This is a genomic window from Corynebacterium qintianiae, from assembly GCF_011038645.2.
Classification (GTDB): Bacteria; Actinomycetota; Actinomycetes; order Mycobacteriales; family Mycobacteriaceae; genus Corynebacterium; species Corynebacterium qintianiae.
This window is the reverse complement of sequence record NZ_CP064955.1, coordinates 73,488-89,774: the sequence shown is the minus strand read 5'-3', so window position 1 is coordinate 89,774 and position 16,287 is coordinate 73,488. Positions and strand designations below refer to the sequence as shown.

16 protein-coding genes are annotated in these 16,287 nt (G+C 65.7%); 9 read left to right on the top strand and 7 right to left on the bottom strand.

Going from position 1 to position 16,287, the window contains the following annotated elements; genetic code table 11:
* Nucleotides 1-32: 32 nt before the first annotated feature.
* Nucleotides 33-932: a galactofuranosyltransferase GlfT1 gene (glfT1, locus tag G7Y29_RS00460; RefSeq protein WP_165002981.1), complete on the top strand. Its 900-nt coding sequence runs from the start codon at nucleotides 33-35 to the stop codon at nucleotides 930-932.
* Here glfT1 and G7Y29_RS00455 read toward each other — a convergent pair.
* The 3 genes from G7Y29_RS00455 to G7Y29_RS00445 are packed head-to-tail and all read right to left on the bottom strand — an operon-like array spanning nucleotide 886 to nucleotide 2,641.
* Nucleotides 886-1,401: a GtrA family protein gene (locus G7Y29_RS00455; protein ID WP_346727128.1), complete on the bottom strand. Its 516-nt coding sequence runs from the start codon at nucleotides 1,399-1,401 to the stop codon at nucleotides 886-888. The genes glfT1 and G7Y29_RS00455 overlap by 47 nt on opposite strands.
* Nucleotides 1,402-1,412: 11 nt before the next feature.
* On the bottom strand, nucleotides 1,413-2,243 hold the full coding sequence (locus G7Y29_RS00450) for a plasmid pRiA4b ORF-3 family protein (protein ID WP_165002983.1): 831 nt from the start codon (nucleotides 2,241-2,243) through the stop codon (nucleotides 1,413-1,415).
* An 11-nt stretch (nucleotides 2,244-2,254) separates the two neighbouring features.
* The gene (locus tag G7Y29_RS00445; protein ID WP_165002985.1) at nucleotides 2,255-2,641 is read right to left on the bottom strand and encodes a hypothetical protein; all 387 of its coding nucleotides are present in this window, start codon (nucleotides 2,639-2,641) and stop codon (nucleotides 2,255-2,257) included.
* 36 nt (nucleotides 2,642-2,677) lie between these two features.
* Between G7Y29_RS00445 and G7Y29_RS00440 the strand changes: the two genes are divergently transcribed.
* The 8 genes from G7Y29_RS00440 to G7Y29_RS00405 are packed head-to-tail and all read left to right on the top strand — an operon-like array spanning nucleotide 2,678 to nucleotide 13,747.
* Nucleotides 2,678-2,914 carry a hypothetical protein gene (locus tag G7Y29_RS00440; RefSeq protein ID WP_165002987.1) on the top strand — a complete coding sequence of 79 codons (237 nt, stop codon included), beginning with the start codon at nucleotides 2,678-2,680 and terminating at the stop codon, nucleotides 2,912-2,914.
* Between the two features lie 21 nt (nucleotides 2,915-2,935).
* Nucleotides 2,936-4,351, top strand: a complete 1,416-nt coding sequence (dprE1, locus tag G7Y29_RS00435; RefSeq protein ID WP_165002988.1) for a decaprenylphosphoryl-beta-D-ribose oxidase — start codon at nucleotides 2,936-2,938, stop codon at nucleotides 4,349-4,351.
* Between the two features lie 13 nt (nucleotides 4,352-4,364).
* Entirely contained in the window at nucleotides 4,365-5,129 is a 765-nt protein-coding gene (gene dprE2, locus G7Y29_RS00430; protein WP_165002990.1) for a decaprenylphospho-beta-D-erythro-pentofuranosid-2-ulose 2-reductase, read from the top strand.
* Nucleotides 5,129-6,967, top strand: a complete 1,839-nt coding sequence (locus G7Y29_RS00425; RefSeq protein WP_165002992.1) for an arabinofuranosyltransferase — start codon at nucleotides 5,129-5,131, stop codon at nucleotides 6,965-6,967. The genes dprE2 and G7Y29_RS00425 overlap by 1 nt, the downstream gene beginning before the upstream one ends.
* Nucleotides 6,964-10,281 (top strand): arabinosyltransferase domain-containing protein, encoded by a 3,318-nt coding sequence (locus G7Y29_RS00420; RefSeq protein ID WP_165002994.1) that lies wholly within the window; start codon nucleotides 6,964-6,966, stop codon nucleotides 10,279-10,281. Before G7Y29_RS00425 ends, G7Y29_RS00420 begins: the two co-directional genes overlap by 4 nt.
* The gene (locus tag G7Y29_RS00415; protein WP_165002996.1) at nucleotides 10,281-11,126 is read left to right on the top strand and encodes a cutinase family protein; all 846 of its coding nucleotides are present in this window, start codon (nucleotides 10,281-10,283) and stop codon (nucleotides 11,124-11,126) included. The genes G7Y29_RS00420 and G7Y29_RS00415 overlap by 1 nt, the downstream gene beginning before the upstream one ends.
* Nucleotides 11,127-11,135: 9 nt before the next feature.
* On the top strand, nucleotides 11,136-13,034 hold the full coding sequence (locus G7Y29_RS00410) for a M13 family metallopeptidase (RefSeq protein WP_165002997.1): 1,899 nt from the start codon (nucleotides 11,136-11,138) through the stop codon (nucleotides 13,032-13,034).
* Complete coding sequence (locus G7Y29_RS00405) at nucleotides 13,031-13,747, top strand: alpha/beta hydrolase (protein WP_165002999.1); 717 nt, start codon at nucleotides 13,031-13,033, stop codon at nucleotides 13,745-13,747. The genes G7Y29_RS00410 and G7Y29_RS00405 overlap by 4 nt, the downstream gene beginning before the upstream one ends.
* Here the strand turns inward: G7Y29_RS00405 and G7Y29_RS00400 are convergent.
* From G7Y29_RS00400 to G7Y29_RS00385, 4 genes are read right to left on the bottom strand one after another with little or no spacing between them, the layout of a single operon-like run.
* A complete protein-coding gene (locus G7Y29_RS00400; RefSeq protein ID WP_165003001.1) occupies nucleotides 13,725-14,495 on the bottom strand; it encodes a hypothetical protein in 771 nt (256 codons plus the stop codon). The two genes, G7Y29_RS00405 and G7Y29_RS00400, sit on opposite strands and share 23 nt — an antisense overlap.
* Nucleotides 14,495-15,280: a VOC family protein gene (locus G7Y29_RS00395; protein ID WP_165003003.1), complete on the bottom strand. Its 786-nt coding sequence runs from the start codon at nucleotides 15,278-15,280 to the stop codon at nucleotides 14,495-14,497. The genes G7Y29_RS00400 and G7Y29_RS00395 overlap by 1 nt, the downstream gene beginning before the upstream one ends.
* A complete protein-coding gene (locus G7Y29_RS00390; RefSeq protein ID WP_165003005.1) occupies nucleotides 15,280-15,561 on the bottom strand; it encodes an RNA-binding S4 domain-containing protein in 282 nt (93 codons plus the stop codon). The genes G7Y29_RS00395 and G7Y29_RS00390 overlap by 1 nt, the downstream gene beginning before the upstream one ends.
* A gap of 10 nt (nucleotides 15,562-15,571) precedes the next feature.
* On the bottom strand, nucleotides 15,572-16,276 hold the full coding sequence (locus tag G7Y29_RS00385; RefSeq protein WP_165003007.1) for an SDR family oxidoreductase: 705 nt from the start codon (nucleotides 16,274-16,276) through the stop codon (nucleotides 15,572-15,574).
* Nucleotides 16,277-16,287 lie beyond the last annotated feature (11 nt).

The following is a 16,287-nucleotide window of genomic DNA, read 5'->3' as shown; positions in this document are numbered from 1 at the left end:
CGGGCCAGGTTCCCTCATGCACAATAGAAGGCATGTCTTTGAATCCGCGCGGTACGACCGCGGCTGTGATTGTCACCCACAAGCGCGTCGACCTGCTGCGGCATTCCCTCGAGCAGGTGGCGGCGCAGAGCCACCCGGTGGATTGGATCATCGTGGTGGACAACGGGGCAGAGAAGGATGTCCAAGACCTGCTCCACGAGATCAGCCCGGACAAGGGCGTCTACCTGCCCTCGAAGACCAACCTCGGTGGCGCTGGCGGGTTCGCCTACGGCTTCCTGCACGCCCTCGCACTGGGCGCGGACGCGATCTGGTGCGCTGACGACGACGGCCGCCCGGCAGACGAAAAAACCCTGGCGGAGCTCTACCGCGTCGCCGTCACACACCAGCTGCAGGAGGTCAGCCCCATCGTGGCCAACCTCGAGGACCCGGAGAAGCTGGCATTCCCGCTGCGCCAGGGCCTCACCTGGAAGCGGGAGACAAGGGAGCTGGAGGGCGATTTCCTCCCTCAATACGCCTCGCTGTTCAACGGCGCGCTGATCAGCGCCGAGGCAATGGAGCGCATCGGTGTCCCGGACTACCGCCTGTTCATACGTGGGGATGAGGTGGAATACCACCGTCGATTAGCTCAATCGGGCTTGAAGTACGGCACGGCGCTGACCGCCTTCTACCTCCACCCCGACGGCTCGGGCGAGTTCCACCCGATCATGGGCGGGCGTGCCCACGCGCAGTGGCCGGACAACCCGACGAAGCGGTACTTCACGTTCCGCAACCGCGGCTACATCATCAACCAGCGCGGGATGCGCACGATGAAACTGCAGGAGGTGGTACGTTTCGGCTGGTTCTTCCTCATTGAGAGGAAGGACCCGAAGGAGTTTCTCCGCTGGCTCAGGCTATTGCGGATGGGGGCACGGGAGGATTTCCGTCGCCCGTAGCGGGGTAGACCCGCGGCTCGGACGAGGACACGATCTTGGTCTCCTCCTTGAACACCACGCGGCGCTGCAGGATGAAGTTGGTCACCGTGGCAACGCCCTGGGCAATGACGAAGGAGATTCCGTCCTTCCACGGGTTCTCAAAGCCCAGGGCGATGAGCGGGCCATCGGTGACCTTGTAGAGAAAGTACTGCACCGCGAGTGTGGAGGCGTAAAGCAGGAACACTGCCCCCGCCTTCTTCGCGCTGACCTCGGCTTGGAAAGCGAAGCGGGAATTCAACACGTAGGCGATGAGGGTGCCGAAGCACCAGCCCACGATCTTTGACCACCCGCGCGACATCGGGGTCAGCTCAGTCAGGGAGTAGGTGATGCCGAAGTCGATCACAGCACAGCCGACGCCGATGATGATGAAGGGCACGAGCTGCTTCTTCACCGAGTTGATGTAACCGTTCGGGGCTTCCTGCTTGGACACGGGCAATAACCCTACCCGCGAAGCAGTGCGCGGAAGACATCCAACCGCTCGACAGGCGGGATCCGGTCCACATCGAGGCGGCCCAGCGAAGCGGAGCACAGCTCGCGCACTTTCACCGCGGGCACACCCGTGTACCCGAGCGTGGAGTAGGTGGTGGCGATGATGGTGTCAGTCGTCTCCTCGTCGGCGAGGCACGCCAGCGCCAGCGCGGCCACCCAGAACGCGTCGCGCCCGGCGCGGGTCCGTTCGAGGGGCAGATCGCGTATCGACGCCCTCACCTCCGCGTCCGCCCCAACCTCCCGGTTGAGATCGAGGGCTTTGAGCAGGAGGACGAAATCGTGCATGGAGGACCGAGCCACGATGTTGCGCACTTCGGGGCGCGCTTCGGCGAGGACGGCGTCGGCGATGGCGTCGCCAAGCAACGCCCTATTGATGGCCGTGATTTCCAGCGGTGTGCCGAAATCCCCCGCCCCGGCGACGCACACGGCTGGCGGGGTGGAGTCGTCGCGCGGGTACGTCTCGACGAGTTCGAGGTCGAAGCGCCACAGACCCCAGTGGTAGTAGATGGTCGTGCGCGCGCCGGGGAGGGCGTCGCCAAGCGTGGAGTCGGGGTCGATGCGCGTCTCGGGCCGCGGCTCGCCTGGGTCTGTGGCGAATCCGGCGGGGGCGGCGTGGTGCCCGGTGAGGCTGAAGGCGACTCCGATGGCGTGGGAGACGTCGCTAAGCGGGCTCGACTCGTCGATCCCGAGGTAGCGGTACGCCTCCTCGTCGCCGCGCATGGCGGAGACGCGCAGCATGAAAGTAGAGCGCAGGAGGGAGAGGTGAACCACGGTCCCGTGCATGGCGTTCACGTTTATGTGGACAGCCGTTTCGAGGCCATGTATCCAGCGCCGACAAGCAGGCCCATCAGCGAGTACGGCTTATCTACGCCCCGCCCACGCAGCCACCGAGCCACCGCGGCATGCGCCCGCACGCCCAGGAAGACGCTGCCGCCGAGGACCGCCCACGTCTGCGCGGGGCCGGCCTCCGGGAGGTTGTCGTCGCGCGGGTCATCGTCGACAGCGTTCGCGGCGGCGACGGCCGCGACGTTGAGGGCTACCAACCCCGTCCAGGCAATCACCCGGGCGCCGGAGTTCCGGGTGAAATCGGGCACCGCGTACATCGCGGCGATGAAACCCGCCTGGGCGAGTTGCCCCGCAAGAGTGTCGTCGAGGGAGTTGTAATCGGTGGGAGTGCTCATGGGTGCCCATCGTAGGCGCGCGTAGACTGCGCAACCATGAGGAAGCACTACAAAGGCGATGACCCCGACGCGATCCACGAGGCGGCGCAGCGCGTCGACGCGCCCCTGTCCGACTTCATGGTGCGCGTCTTCGCCGAGGAGTTGCCCTTCCTGGACAGCACCTCGCGCACCCGCGTCTACGACATCCTGCGCGAACATAAGGCGGCGGGCCGACCCGTCATCACCTCGCAGGAGGAACTGCCCGCGGAGATTCGTGACCTCATGGATCTCTAGGAGGCGACTAGGCTGGGGCGCATGCAACTACACACCGAAGTTGAATCGCTCCACGGGTGGGGGCGCACGGCGCCATCAACCGCCCACGTGCTCTCCACCCCGGACATTGAGGTGATCAAGCGCGCCGTCGCGCAGGTCGCCGAGGACAACGCTGCGCTTCCCGCCCACCAGCGCCGCGGCGTGATCGCCCGCGGCATGGGGCGCTCCTACGGCGACCCCGCCCAGAACGGCGGCGGCCTCGTCGTGGACATGCAGCCACTCAACCGCATCCACTCCATCGACCCCGGCACCGCGATTGTCGACGTCGACGCAGGCGTGACCCTCGACCAGCTGATGAAGGCCGCGCTGCCTTACGGCCTGTGGGTTCCGGTGCTGCCGGGCACCCGCCAGGTCACCATCGGCGGCGCGATCGGCCCCGACATCCACGGCAAGAACCACCACTCCGCCGGCTCCTTCGGCGATCACGTGGTCTCAATGGAACTGCTCGTGGCCGACGGCCGCGTCCTCCACCTCGAGCCGCACGGCACCGCGGACGACCCGGACGGCACCCTGTTCTGGGCCACCGTCGGCGGCATGGGCCTGACCGGCATCATCCTGCGCGCCCGCATCCTAATGACGCGCACGGAAACCGCCTACTTCATCGCGGATACCGACCGCACCGACACCCTCGACGAGACGATCGCGGCGCACTCAGACGGCTCCGAGGTCAACTACACCTACTCTTCCGCGTGGTTCGACGCGATCTCCGCGCCGCCGAAGACTGGCCGCTCCACCATCTCGCGGGGCTCACTGGCCACGCTCACGCAGCTCGAGGAGCTCGCGCCGAAGCTGGCGAAGGACCCGCTGAAGTTCAACGCGCCGCAGCTGATGACGGTGCCGGACGTCTTTCCGTCGTGGACCATGAACAAGCTCTCGCTCATGGCCATTGGCGAGGCCTACTACCGCATGGGGGCGCCCGCGCGGAACCAGGTCAAAAACCTGACGCAGTTCTACCAGCCGCTGGACCTCATCGGCGAGTGGAACCGCGGCTACGGCTCCAAGGGCTTTTTGCAGTACCAGTTCGTGGTGCCGACCGACGCGGTCGAGCCGTTCAAGGACATCATTTACCAGATCCAGTCCTCGGGCCACTACACGGCGCTGAACGTGTTCAAGCTGTTCGGCGAGGGCAACCGCGCGCCGCTGTCCTACCCGATGAAGGGGTGGAACGTGTGCGTCGATTTCCCCATCCGCGACGGCCTCAACGAGTTCCTCGACCGCCTCGACGAGCAGGTCATGGAGTTCGGCGGGCGACTCTACCTGGCCAAGGAGTCTCGCACATCCGCCGAGAAGTTCCACGCGATGTACCCGGGCATGGGCGGCTGGCTGGACACCCGCCGCGCGATCGACCCGACCGGCGTGTTCGCGTCCGACATGTCGCGCCGCCTCGAGCTCAACTAAAGGAGACATTTTCATGCTCAACGCAGTAGGACAAGCACAGCACATTCTTCTCGTCGGCGGCACCTCCGAGATCGGTCTTGCCATCGTGAGCGAGCTCGTCTCGCGCGGCGGTAGCCCGACGGTCACCCTCGCCGCACGTCAAGATTCTCCGCGTATCGACGCCGCCGTGGCCGAGGTCCAGTCCGCCGGGGCCGGTCAGGTGCGCCTGGTCGACTTCGACGCCCTCGACCTGGAGTCGCACCCTGCGGTGATCGACGCCGCGTTCAAAGACGGGGACGTCGACGTTGCCGTCGTCGCCTTCGGCACACTGGGCGACCAGGAGGAACTCTGGCAGGACCACGCCGCCGCAGTGACGTCGGCGCAGATCAACTACACCGCGTTCGTCTCCGTCGGCGTGCTCCTGGGCCAGCATCTGAAGGCGCAGGGCCACGGCACCATCATCGCGATGAGCTCGGTGGCGGGTCAGAAGGTGCGCCGCTCGAACTTCGTCTACGGCGCCTCCAAAGCCGGTATGGACAATTTCTACCTGCAGCTGGGTGAGGCCTTAAGGAATGACGGAGTGCGCGTCACCGTCGTGCGCCCGGGCCAGGTGCGCACGAAGATGACGGAGGGCCTCGACGAAGCACCCCTGACCGTAAACAAGGAGGACGTCGCAGAGGCGGCCGTCGACGCGGCGCTGGGCGGCAAGCCAAGTGTGTTCGTGCACAAGGCGTTTGGCCCCATTTCGTTCGTGCTGCAGCACATCCCGGCGCCGATCATGCGGAGGCTTAACTTCTAGTGACAGTTGCTCGAGTCGCCGCTTCCTCGGCCGGCGGGGCGGTGCTCGCGTTCATCGCTTGGTTCGTGCTGCGGGCGTCGTCACTGCCCGCCTTCAATACCTCCATGGTGATACGGGGTTTAGCCACGGCGTTTTCCATGATTGTGCTCGTCACTGTGGCGATACTGATGTGGCTGTGGATGCGCGGCAAGGCGCCCAAACTCCTGACAGAAGTCGTCGCGGCACTCGCTCCACCCGCGATCGTGGTCACATCTCTCGGCATCCCTCTCAGCGCAACACGGTTGTACCTCGACGGCGTCCAGGTGGACCAAGGATTCCGCACCCAATTCCTGTCGCGGATGACAGAGACGATGTCCAACCAGGACATGAACTACTTCGGGTTGCCCACCTTCTACCCCATTGGGTGGTTCTGGCTGGGCGGCCGGATGGCAAATCTCGTGAACATGGCGGGCTGGGAGGTCTACCAGCCGTGGGCGATCGTCTCGCTGGCGGCGGCCGCCGCGGCGCTGACGCCGATTTGGCGCGCGCTGACCGGTTCGCTGCCCGCTGCGGCCGCCATCGCCATCGCGACAACGGCTATCGTGCTGACCGAGACGGCTGATGAGCCCTACGCCGCGATCGTCGCCATGTTCGTGCCCGCCGCCGCCGTGGGCGCGGGCCGGGCACTTAATGGCTCATGGAAGGCGACCGCTGCTCTTGCTGTCTACCTCGGCCTCTCGGCCACCTTCTACACGCTGTTCACCGGAATCACCGCGCTGTCGGTCGTTGCTCTGGCAATCCTGTTTTACTTAACCCGCCGCCGGTCTCTGGTGCCGGTCAAGCACCTGCTCGTCATCGGGACCAGCTCCATCCTGATCGCGTTGATCGCGTGGGGACCATATCTTTACCGCAGGATGTTCGGCGACTACCAGGCGCGGTCCACCGCGAACCACTTCCTTCCCGTGGAGGGCACGGAGTTCGCGCTGCCCTTCTTCAGTTTCTCCGTCGTCGGGTTGTTAAGCCTGCTGGGCCTGTTGTTCCTCTGCACTCGGATCCGCACGTCGGAGGCCACCGGCCTGGCGGTGGCGATTGCCTTGAGCTACGCATGGGCCCTTTTGTCCATGGTGACGCCGCTGGTGGGCACGTCCTTGCTCGGCTTCCGCGTCGAGGTGCTGATCCTCCTGCTCTTCGTCACCGCGGGTGTGCTGGCGTTCACCCACGCTGACGAGGTGTTCGGCCGGATCCCGCCTGCCGTGACTACTGCCGCCGTCATCCTCGCTGCCTCCGCCGGCCTGCTCTACGTTCAGCAGATCCCCGCGGAGAACCAGGCGCACATCGACCAGGCCTACGCCGACACCGACGGCAACGGCGAGCGAGCTGACCGCTTCCCGCCCGACGCCGGCCGCTACTACGGCGACATCCGCGAGTTCATCTCAGCGCACGGGTACGAGCCCGCGGACGCGGTCGTGCAGACGGACGAGATCAACTTCATGGCAATGAACCCCTATTACGGCTTCAACGCGTTCACCAGCCACTACGCCAATCCTCTCGGCGAGTACGGCTTGCGCGTCGACGAGCTGATCGCGTGGGCGGAGGGATCCTACGCCGATCTCGCGGACCCCGACGCGATGCTCGACGCCCTCGACTCCTCCCGCTGGCGCGCCCCGGACGTCTTCGTGTTCCGCGGCAATCTGGAGGACCCTGAAGATCCGTTCAAGACCCACGTGGGCCACGACATCTTCCCCAACGAGCCGAACATGAAGTACCAGCGGTTGTTCTTTAATCCAGCCGCGTTCGATTCCCCCGCATGGGACACCGAGCAGGTCGGCCCATTTGTGGTGGTGGTCCGTAACCGATGAACCACGAAGTAGAGTCCAAGCACGTGACAAAAACAGCAACACTATCGCGCATCGCAATTGTTTCGGGTCTGTTGGCGTTCATCTGCTTCCTGATGACGCCGTTCCTCCCGGTCAGCCAGGTGCAGTCCCAGCTCAACTGGCCGCAGAACGGCTCGCTGTCCTCGGTGAACGCCCCGCTCATCTCCCTCGCCCCGGACGAGATCGAGCTCACGGTCCCGGTCGCGGAGTCCATTGACGCGCTCCGCGAGGGCCAGTCCCTGATTGTGGGCACGCTACCGAGCTCCTCGACAGAGGCTACCGACAGGGGGCTGTTTGTCTCATCCCCCGACGGCGGCATCGTCGTCACCGCCCTCAACGAGGTGATTTTCGAGCTCACCCCCGAGGACGTCGCTGACCTGCCTCGCGACGCGAAGCTCGTCATTTCGGCCACGGCCGACGGAACACTCGCCGAGATCCCCGGCACGAGTCTGAAGGAGGAGGGCGAGGACGACCTCCGCCCCCAGGTGACCGGCATCTACACGGAACTCGAGGCAGACTCGCTAATCGACGCCGGACTCAGCGCCCAGGTGGACATCAACTCTCGCTTCACCTCCACGCCAACCGTCGCAAAGCTCGCGGCGATGCTCATTGGCCTGGCCTCGACCGCAGTCGCCCTGTGGGCGCTGTGGCGCCTCGACGGCCGCGACGGGAAGCATGTCCCCTTCTTCCGCCGCGAGTGGCGCAGCTTCAAACCCCTCGACGGCATTGTCCTGGCCATCCTGGGGTTCTGGCACGTCTTCGGCGCGAACACATCCGACGACGGCTACCTGCTCACCATGGCGCGGGTGGCCAACGAGTCGGACTACATGGCCAACTACTACCGCTGGTACGGGGTGCCTGAGTCACCCTTCGGCTCGCCGTTCTACGACATTCTCTCCGCGCTGGCGCAGGTGTCGACGGCCTCCATGTGGATGCGTCTGCCCACGCTCATCGCCGGTGTTTTGACCTGGTGGATTCTGTCGCGCGAGATCCTCCCGCGCCTGGGGGAGGCCGTCGCCACGCGTCGTGTCGCCTACTGGACCGCGGCATTCATTTTCCTGGCGTTCTGGTTGCCGTACAACAACGGCACCCGCCCCGAGCCGATCATCGCCCTAGGCATCATCGCCACGTGGGCGTCATTTGAGCGCGCGATTGCCACGGACCGGCTCTTCCCCGCCGCGATCGGCACGATCCTCGCCGCGTTCACCCTGGCCTGCGGCCCGACAGGTCTAGCGGCCGTGGGCGTGTTCCTCGTGTCGCTGCCGTCGATGTTCCGCATCATGAACCGCCGCCTTAACATCGCCCCGCGCCTGGCCTACCTCGCTCCATTCCTCGGCGCGGGCTTCGCCGTGATGGTTCCGGTGTTCAACGACCAGACCCTGGCGACCGTTTTGGAGGCGACGTCGGTGCGCGCCCAGGTCGGCCCCGCGTTGGAGTGGTACTCGGAGTGGGTGCGCTACGGCACCCTGTTCGAGCAGACAGTCGACGGTTCGATGGCGCGGCGCTTCCCCACGTTCATCTTCCTGTTCAGCATCGGCCTGATCTTATGGGCGCTGTTCCGCTTCAACAAGATCCCGGGCACCGTCGCGGGCCCGACCCAGCGCCTGCTCCTTATCGTGGGCTTGTCCACGTTCTTCCTCATGTTCACCCCGACGAAGTGGACGCACCACTTCGGCATCTACGCCGGCATCGGGGGTGCGGCGGCGGCGCTGGGCGCGGTGGTGCTTTCCCAGATCGCGATGCGCTCGGCGCGCAACCGCACCCTGGCCATCGCCGCTGTCATGTTCATCATGTCCCTGACGCTGGCGGGTTGGAACGCCTGGTGGTACGTGTCGTCCTTCGGCGTTCCGTGGTGGGATAAGACCGTCCAGCTCAAGGGTATCGAGGCCAACACCGTTATGTTGGCCTTGACCCTTGTGGTGTTCCTCATCGGAATCTTCCAGTCGTTTAAGCCCCGCGAAACCAGCAGCCGTTGGGCGGGTGTGATGTCAGCCCCGATCGCAATCTTCGCGGTGCTTATGGTGGCGTTCTCGTGCCTGACTTTTGTCAAGGCGTTTGTGGACCAGGCTCCCGCTTACTCGGTGGGCATGGGCAACGTCCGCACCTTCGCCGGCAACCACTGCGCGCTCGGTGCTGACGTCCTACTCGAGACCGACACCAACGACTCTTTCCTGACCCCGGTCGGCGGTGTGCCGTTGGGTGAGTCGCTGGAGTCTGCCGAAAACCGCGGTTTCCACCCCGAGGGTGTGCCCGCGTCCATCGTCCCCGAGAACGCCAACGCCGCGAACACGGATCCCCGCACCGACTCGGACGACAACGCGACGGCCGCGACGATTGACACGTCGAAAACCGACGCTTCCGACCCCGAGAAATCGGCCACCGACGAGCAGGAGCAATCCACCAGCCGCACAAATACGCAGGGCAACCGCCCCGACAGCCTGCGCGGCGTCAACGGATCCACCGTCCGGCTGCCCTTCAACCTCGATTACAACAAGGTTCCCGTCCTCGGTTCCTTTTCCGAGGAGCCCACCGGCTCCGCGCACATCGAGACCGCCTGGTTCGAACTGCCCGAAGCCACTGCCGAGGCCCCGCTGCTGGTCGCCTCTGCTGCGGGCCGTATCGCCCACAAGGACATCAACGGGGTCGAGCAGGAAGGCACGGAGCTCGTCGTCGAGTACGGCGCAAAGCGTGACGACGGCACCATCGACGCCCTCGGTGACGTCGTCATGCTCGACCAGGGGCCGAAGCAGGCGTGGCGCAACCTGCGCTACCCGATCGAGGATTTGCCGGAGGAGGCCGACGTTGTCCGCCTTGTCGGCGATGACACCTCGCTGGCGGAGAAGGACTGGATGGCGGTGACCCCGCTGCGTGCGCCCACGCTCACCCCGCTGGGCGACGTGTTCGACTCGGACACCCCGGGCCTGCTCGACTGGTCGGTCGCGCTGCAGTACCCGTGCCAGCGCACCTTCAACCACTACGCCGGAGTGACGGAGATCCCCGAGTTCCGCATCATGCCGGACGCCCCAGGAAAGGCGCAGCTGTCCGGGTTCATGGACTTCCTCGGCGGCGGCGCGCTTGCCACTGCGGAAGCGGTGAATTACTCCTACGATATCCCCGGGTATCTTGCCAGCGACTGGGCCCGCGACTGGGGGTCCATCGCCAAGTACGAGCCCCGGACGGATTCGCTGGGAGATGTCCCCGAACTTGCCGATATCGACCACGAAGAGAAGCTTCGCTGGGGTTGGTGGAGCCCCGGCCCGATGAAGATCCGCGACCCGGAAGAGAACAAAGAGTGATGAGCATCAAGAAACTGGCTGGAATTGCCACGGCACTGGCGTTGTGGGCGGCACCGGCGGCCCACGCGCAGGTTGTCGACTCCGACCACGCCCACAGCCTTGTGCGCGCGCAGAACTGCAAGCCCCACTACTTCATCGCGGTCCCGGGTGGGGCCAACACGGTCGCGGGTATCCCGACCTCGCTTCCCCACGGCGGCAACGTCTTCACCACGGGCCTGCTCGTGCAGGCGGACACGGCTGGCGAGGTGCAGCCCCTCTGGGTCTCCTATGACGCCGCGGCCTTCACCGCCTCGCACTACCCCGGTGCCTCGGCTGGCGGCTACCAGGAGACGTGGGAGACCGTGACCACGCTGGCGGGCAACTGCCCGGAGGCCCACTTCAGTTTCACGGGATACTCCCTCGGGGCCGATATCGTCGCCCGCATGACCAGTGACATCGCGCACGGCCGAGGACCGATTACTGCGGACCGAGTCAACGCTGTCGCGCTGTTCGCCAACCCGCACCAGGGTGGAAACGGCGGCGTGCCCGGGTCCATCACCGACCCCGGTTCCCGCGGGTCCCTGGGGTCGCTACCCGACGGCTACGGCAACCTCGGACCCCGGGTTCTAGAACTTTGTTACGCCGACGACATCGTCTGCTCCATGCCCGAGCGGTACCGCGGGATAGTCGACCCCGCGATGGCCACGAATCTGCTCGGGGGCCAGTTCCCCGCAGCGGATTTCAACGCTGTCGTGAGCCGCCTCGGGCCCGACGCGCTAGGCATCGTCGCGGGAATCAACGCCCACGCCCGGTACGACTTCGCCAATCGGCGGGAAGCGGCGGACTGGATCGTGTCCCACGCGTAGAGTGGTGGCATGAAAGACCTGTTTGAACTAGTCAACGGCGAGTGGATCGCGGCTCACGAGATCCCCGCCGACCGCGGCATCGACGGTGCCTTCTACGCCCTGCGCGACAAGTCCGAGGAGGACGTGCGGGCATTGCTCACCGACGGCGAGGGGCGCGGCGGCACCGTCTTCGCCTCCTTCATGGACACAGACACCGTCAACCAAGCCGGTATCACTCCCCTCGAAGCGGATCTGGCGAAGCTGGCCACCTCCGGCACCGAGGAATTCGCCCGTAACCTCGGCGTTTTGGAGCGCGAGGGCATCGGCGGGCCGATCACATTCTGGGTGGAGAAGGACTCGCGGGGGGAAGACGCGGTCGCCTACGTGGTGCAGAGCGGGCTCGGGCTTCCCGACGAAGCGTATTACCGAGAGCCGCAGCACGCCGAGACGCTCGCCGCCTACCGCAAGCACGTGGCGCGGATGCTTGAGTTCCTCGGCCCCGCCCACCTGCTCGGCCTGCCGCCGGAGGTGGCCGCGGAGCGCATCGTCAACCTGGAGATCCAGGTCGCGGCAAGCCACTGGGATGTTGTCAGGACGCGTGACGCGATCGCCACCTACAACCCCACCGATTTCAGCGACCTCCCGCCGCTCGTGCAGACGATCCTGCGCGGCGCGGGCCTCGGCGGCGGGGGGGTCATTGACATGATGCCGTCGTACACCCAGGCGCTCGACGGAATGCTGCGCCCCGAGACGCTTGCGGACTGGCAGTTGTGGGGTGCGTGGAACATCCTGCGCTCCCGTGCCGGTCTACTCACCGAGGAGATCGGGCGGGCGAATTTCGACTTCTTCGGCACGAAGCTCTCGGGCGCCACTGAGCAGCGCGACCGCTGGAAGCGCGGGGTCAGCCTCGCGGAGTCGCTGGTCGGCGAGGAGATCGGTAAGCACTACGTGGCCAAGCATTTCCCGCCCGAGTCCAAGGACATGATGCTGGAGCTGGTCAACTACCTCGTCCAGGCTTACCGCCAGCGCATAGACAAGCTGGAATGGATGGGTGAAGGCACCCGCACCCGCGCGGTGGAGAAGCTCGCGCAGTTCACTTCCAAGATCGGCTACCCCGACCGTTGGCGCAGTTTCGAAGGTCTTGAGTTCGGCGCGGATCTGCTCGACAACGTCCGCAAGGGCGCGGCGTTCGAGCACGACTTCCAGCTGGCCAAGCTGGGCAAGCCCGTGGACCGCGACGAGTGGGTGACCACCCCGCAAACCGTCAACGCGTTCTACAATCCCGTGGTCAACGACATCACCTTCCCGGCCGCAATCCTGCAGCCGCCGTTCTTCGACCCGGAGGCCGATGCCGCGGAGAACTTCGGCGCCATCGGGGCTGTGATCGGCCACGAGATCGGCCACGGTTTCGACGACCAAGGCTCGCGTTACGACGGCCTGGGCAACCTGAACTCCTGGTGGACCGACGAGGACCGCGAGCGTTTCGACGAGCTTACCGCCAAGCTGGTGAAGCAGTTCGACGGCCTCGTCCCCTCCGTCCTCAAAGGCCAGGAGGCCGTCACCGGCGTGAAGGGCGACTTCACTCTCGGTGAGAACATCGGTGACCTAGGCGGCCTCGGCATTGCCGTGGTGGCGTACAAGATCTACCTCGAGGAAAATAACCTCGAGGACGGCCCCGCCCTGCCGTTCGGTGACGTGGAGGGCGAATTCACCGGGTTCCAGCGCCTTTTCCTCGCGTGGGCGCGGGTATGGCGTTCCAAGGTGCGCCCGGAGATGGCGGCCCAGCTGCTCGCCATCGACCCGCACTCGCCCAACGAGTTCCGCTGCAACGTCATCGCGGGCAACATCGCGGAGTTCTACGAGTCCTTCGACGTTCCACAGGACTCCCCGATGTGGGTCGCGCCGGAAGACCGGGTGCAGATTTGGTGACGCCGAAACTCGAGCAGGGCTCGCTTGACGACGACTACCCTGTCAACGACCAGTCCGACCCCGACTTCAACGTCGGCGGTGTGAAGCGCATCCTGCCCGACGAGCTGCAGTTCGAACAAATCGTCTCCTACATGGAGGCCACGTACCCACGCCCGTCAGACCCGGAGGACGTGGACCGCTACCTGGCGCTTCTCCCGGATAGGCTGACGCACGCCGCGATGCTGATGCTCGGCTCTGCCGTCGACCACACCATGCCGGGTGTGGCGTACCCGAAAACCGTCGGGGTCGAGGACACCGAATTCGGCACCCTGTTCCGGCCCGCCCGCGAGACCGGGGTGTGGGCCGTTTCTTACGCTCCTCTGGGTGAAAAGGCGCGCGAATTCGCGTGGCAGCCTGAAGTGGCCGGCGCGGCTGAGTTGGCGGGTGCGTTGATTGTGGACGTCGACAAGCCCGAGGCCCTCGAACCCGCCATCGCGTACGCGCGGGCGCAGGGGGCGTCGGAAGTGGCCGCCTGGCTGCTGTACGAGAACGTGCCGACGACGGCGGACCGGACGATCCTCACCTTCCCGGACAACACGGACGATGTCTCTCCCAACGTGCTTGTCCAGACGCCTGCTGAGTATCACTCAACAGGTGAGATCTCTACGCCCGCCGAGGCGCGCCGCAGAATCCGCGACACCGCGCAGTTCCTCAGCGCAGGTCCAGATCGGTGAACTTCACCGGCATGGAACCTCCCGGCTTCCAATAATCGCGCTTCTCGCGGGCAGCGCGATCGTCGATCTGGTTGATCCCGTCGAGGACGTCTTCCGTGTTCTCCTCCGAATCCCCCCAGGTCAAGGCGGCGACCACCCAAACTTCGTCGCCTATCTGACCGAAGGACACGCTGCCGGTCTGGGAGACGCGGTCGTCGGACCACCCCGTCTTGACGCCCTCGACGCGGTTCAGCTCGGCGGCCCCGAAGAGCTGGTGGAAGCCGTCGCGGGCAACCTCCGGTTTGTCCCTCATGCCGTCGAGAAGCGGCTTGGCGCGCGGGTCCCACAAGATCGCAGACACGAACGACGCCACGTCGTACGCGGATGTCACCGTCCGGCCCCAGGCTCCGGAGCGGGCAGTGTCCTGGAGGTTGAAGTCATCGGCGATCTCGTCGATGGCCTCGGGGTACTTGCGGTCGAATCGTTGGGCGTACCCGTCGTGCGAGACCGAAATCATCTCCTCGACGAGCTCCTTCTCCTCGTCCGTGCCGTTGTACAGGATCCAGTACCCGAGGAACAGCTTGGACAGCGACAATGCCGGTCGGGGCTCCAGGGCCGCATCGGAACCCGACCAATGCCCGTCCGGGTGGACGACCGCGAGAGCAGTGCGGTCGTTGTCGTAAGCGGTGTTCACCTCGTAGGCGTGCGCGGGCGCCGCAGTGACGAGCACGACTGCGAGTGCGGCGAGGAGTCTTTTCACGCGATGCATTATCGCAGAAGAGACTCTGCCTCATCGAGTTCGTCCTCGTTTACCGGGGTAGCCACCTCGCACAGCGTGACCGTCGCACCGGTGGTGTCCTGCACCACCACCAGTCGGCCGAAGGGCGATGCCTCCGGGCCGGCGAGCACCTCTCCCCCCAGCTCAGCGGCCCGGCGCGCCGCCAGCTCCACGTTGTCCACCCCGAGGTAGGTCTCCCAGAAACCGGCCACTCCCTCTAGGTCGGCGGACCCCGATTCATCCCGCATGCCGAGGAAGGGCGCGCCGTCGGCCAACACCACGAAGTACCCCTCCGATTCCTCGACCTCCCAATCGAATAGCTCCGCGTAGAAGTCGATGCACTCGCGGCCGCGGTCGATGGCAACGTATTCGTGCCATACCGGGGTGCCCGGCTCGCCAGCCGCGACAAACTGGTCCTCCCCCGCCGGCTCGATTACACCGAACACCGCTCCCGCCGGGTCCGCGCACAGGGCCATGCGCCCCAGGGAGACGTCGGCCACGGCGAGCACCGAGCCGCCGCGCTTATCGACGCCCACGACAACGCGATCCACGTCCCGCGCGAGGAAATACGTCACCCACGCGTCCGTCATGGTCGGGTCTTCCAGCTGGGAGATGAAGCCCGCGACAGGCAGGCCTTCCTTGCGCGCGATGCGGTAGGCATCGCCGGAAACGTCCCAGCCGAGCAGTTTGGAGTAAAAGTAGGCGGATTTCTGCGCGTCACCGGTGGCGAGGTCCTGCCAGTACGGCATACCCTCGAGAGCCTGGAAAGCTGGCATTACATGTTCCTCCACTTCTCGGGGTCGAAATCGTCGTTGGCGGTGCTCTCGTCGAAGTAGTCCCCGCCGTCCCCGCCGCTTGTAACGGTCGCTTGGGTTCCGGCGACGGTGACCGTGTCGGCGTCGACAAGCGAATGCCCCCGGGAGGTGACCACCTCGCCGTTGACCGCGACCTCGCCGGAGGCGATGAGTTCCTTGGCGTGCCCGCCGGATTCGGCGAGGTTGGCCAATTTGAGGAATTGCCCGAGCTTGATCGAGTCTCCGCTGATTTCCACGTTCATACGGCCCACCTTAACGCTCGGCCTGGTCGAGCGGCATGATGCTGAGCGTATCGATGTTGACGTGCGCCGGCATGCTGGCCACCCAGCGAACAGTCTCCGCGATGTCCTCGGCGGTGAGGTTCAGCTTGCCCTCGTACACGGCGTCGGCGCGCGCCTGGTCGCCGAAGCGGTTCATCGCGAAGTCCGTCTCCACCCGCCCTGGGTCGATCTCGGTGACGCGGATTAGGTTCTCGGCCTCCTCGCGGCGCAGCGCGCGCGTCAGGCCGCGCAGCCCGAACTTGGCGGCGTTGTAGCCCGACCCGCCCTTGTAGGCGTCGGTGCCAGCGACGGAGCCGATGTTGATCACCAGCCCGCTGGCCTCTAGCAGCGCCGGGTACAGCGCCTTGGTCACGCGCACGGTGCCGAAGACGTTGGTCTCGTACATCCAGCGCCAGTCGTCTTCGTTGGCGTCGCGCAGGTAATCAAGGCCCTTCGCCCCGCCCGCGTTGTTGACCAGCAGGTCCACGCGCTCCAATGAGGCCGCAAGCTTATCGACGCTCCCCTGGCGCGTCACATCAAGCTCAACCGCCACCCCGCCGATCTCCTGCGCGATCTTTTCACAGAGCTCGATCCTGCGGGCCGCGACGTAGACCTTCCAACCGTCTCCCGCCAGCGCGCGGGCGCTCGCTTCACCGATCCCAGCGGAACCACCTGTGACAACCGCAATCTTCTCCATGCCCTGAAACT

Excerpts from the sequence above, each read along its gene's own strand:
- glfT1 (WP_165002981.1), top strand. The coding sequence starts at position 33 with ATGTCTTTGAATCCGCGCGGTACGACCGCGGCTGTGATTGTCACCCAC.
- G7Y29_RS00450 (WP_165002983.1), bottom strand. The coding sequence starts at position 2,243 with ATGCACGGGACCGTGGTTCACCTCTCCCTCCTGCGCTCTACTTTCATG.
- G7Y29_RS00445 (WP_165002985.1), bottom strand. The coding sequence starts at position 2,641 with ATGAGCACTCCCACCGATTACAACTCCCTCGACGACACTCTTGCGGGG.
- G7Y29_RS00440 (WP_165002987.1), top strand. The coding sequence starts at position 2,678 with ATGAGGAAGCACTACAAAGGCGATGACCCCGACGCGATCCACGAGGCG.
- dprE1 (WP_165002988.1), top strand. The coding sequence starts at position 2,936 with ATGCAACTACACACCGAAGTTGAATCGCTCCACGGGTGGGGGCGCACG.
- dprE2 (WP_165002990.1), top strand. The coding sequence starts at position 4,365 with ATGCTCAACGCAGTAGGACAAGCACAGCACATTCTTCTCGTCGGCGGC.
- G7Y29_RS00420 (WP_165002994.1), top strand. The coding sequence starts at position 6,964 with ATGAACCACGAAGTAGAGTCCAAGCACGTGACAAAAACAGCAACACTA.
- G7Y29_RS00415 (WP_165002996.1), top strand. The coding sequence starts at position 10,281 with ATGAGCATCAAGAAACTGGCTGGAATTGCCACGGCACTGGCGTTGTGG.
- G7Y29_RS00410 (WP_165002997.1), top strand. The coding sequence starts at position 11,136 with ATGAAAGACCTGTTTGAACTAGTCAACGGCGAGTGGATCGCGGCTCAC.
- G7Y29_RS00400 (WP_165003001.1), bottom strand. The coding sequence starts at position 14,495 with ATGCATCGCGTGAAAAGACTCCTCGCCGCACTCGCAGTCGTGCTCGTC.
- G7Y29_RS00395 (WP_165003003.1), bottom strand. The coding sequence starts at position 15,280 with ATGCCAGCTTTCCAGGCTCTCGAGGGTATGCCGTACTGGCAGGACCTC.
- G7Y29_RS00390 (WP_165003005.1), bottom strand. The coding sequence starts at position 15,561 with ATGAACGTGGAAATCAGCGGAGACTCGATCAAGCTCGGGCAATTCCTC.
- G7Y29_RS00385 (WP_165003007.1), bottom strand. The coding sequence starts at position 16,276 with ATGGAGAAGATTGCGGTTGTCACAGGTGGTTCCGCTGGGATCGGTGAA.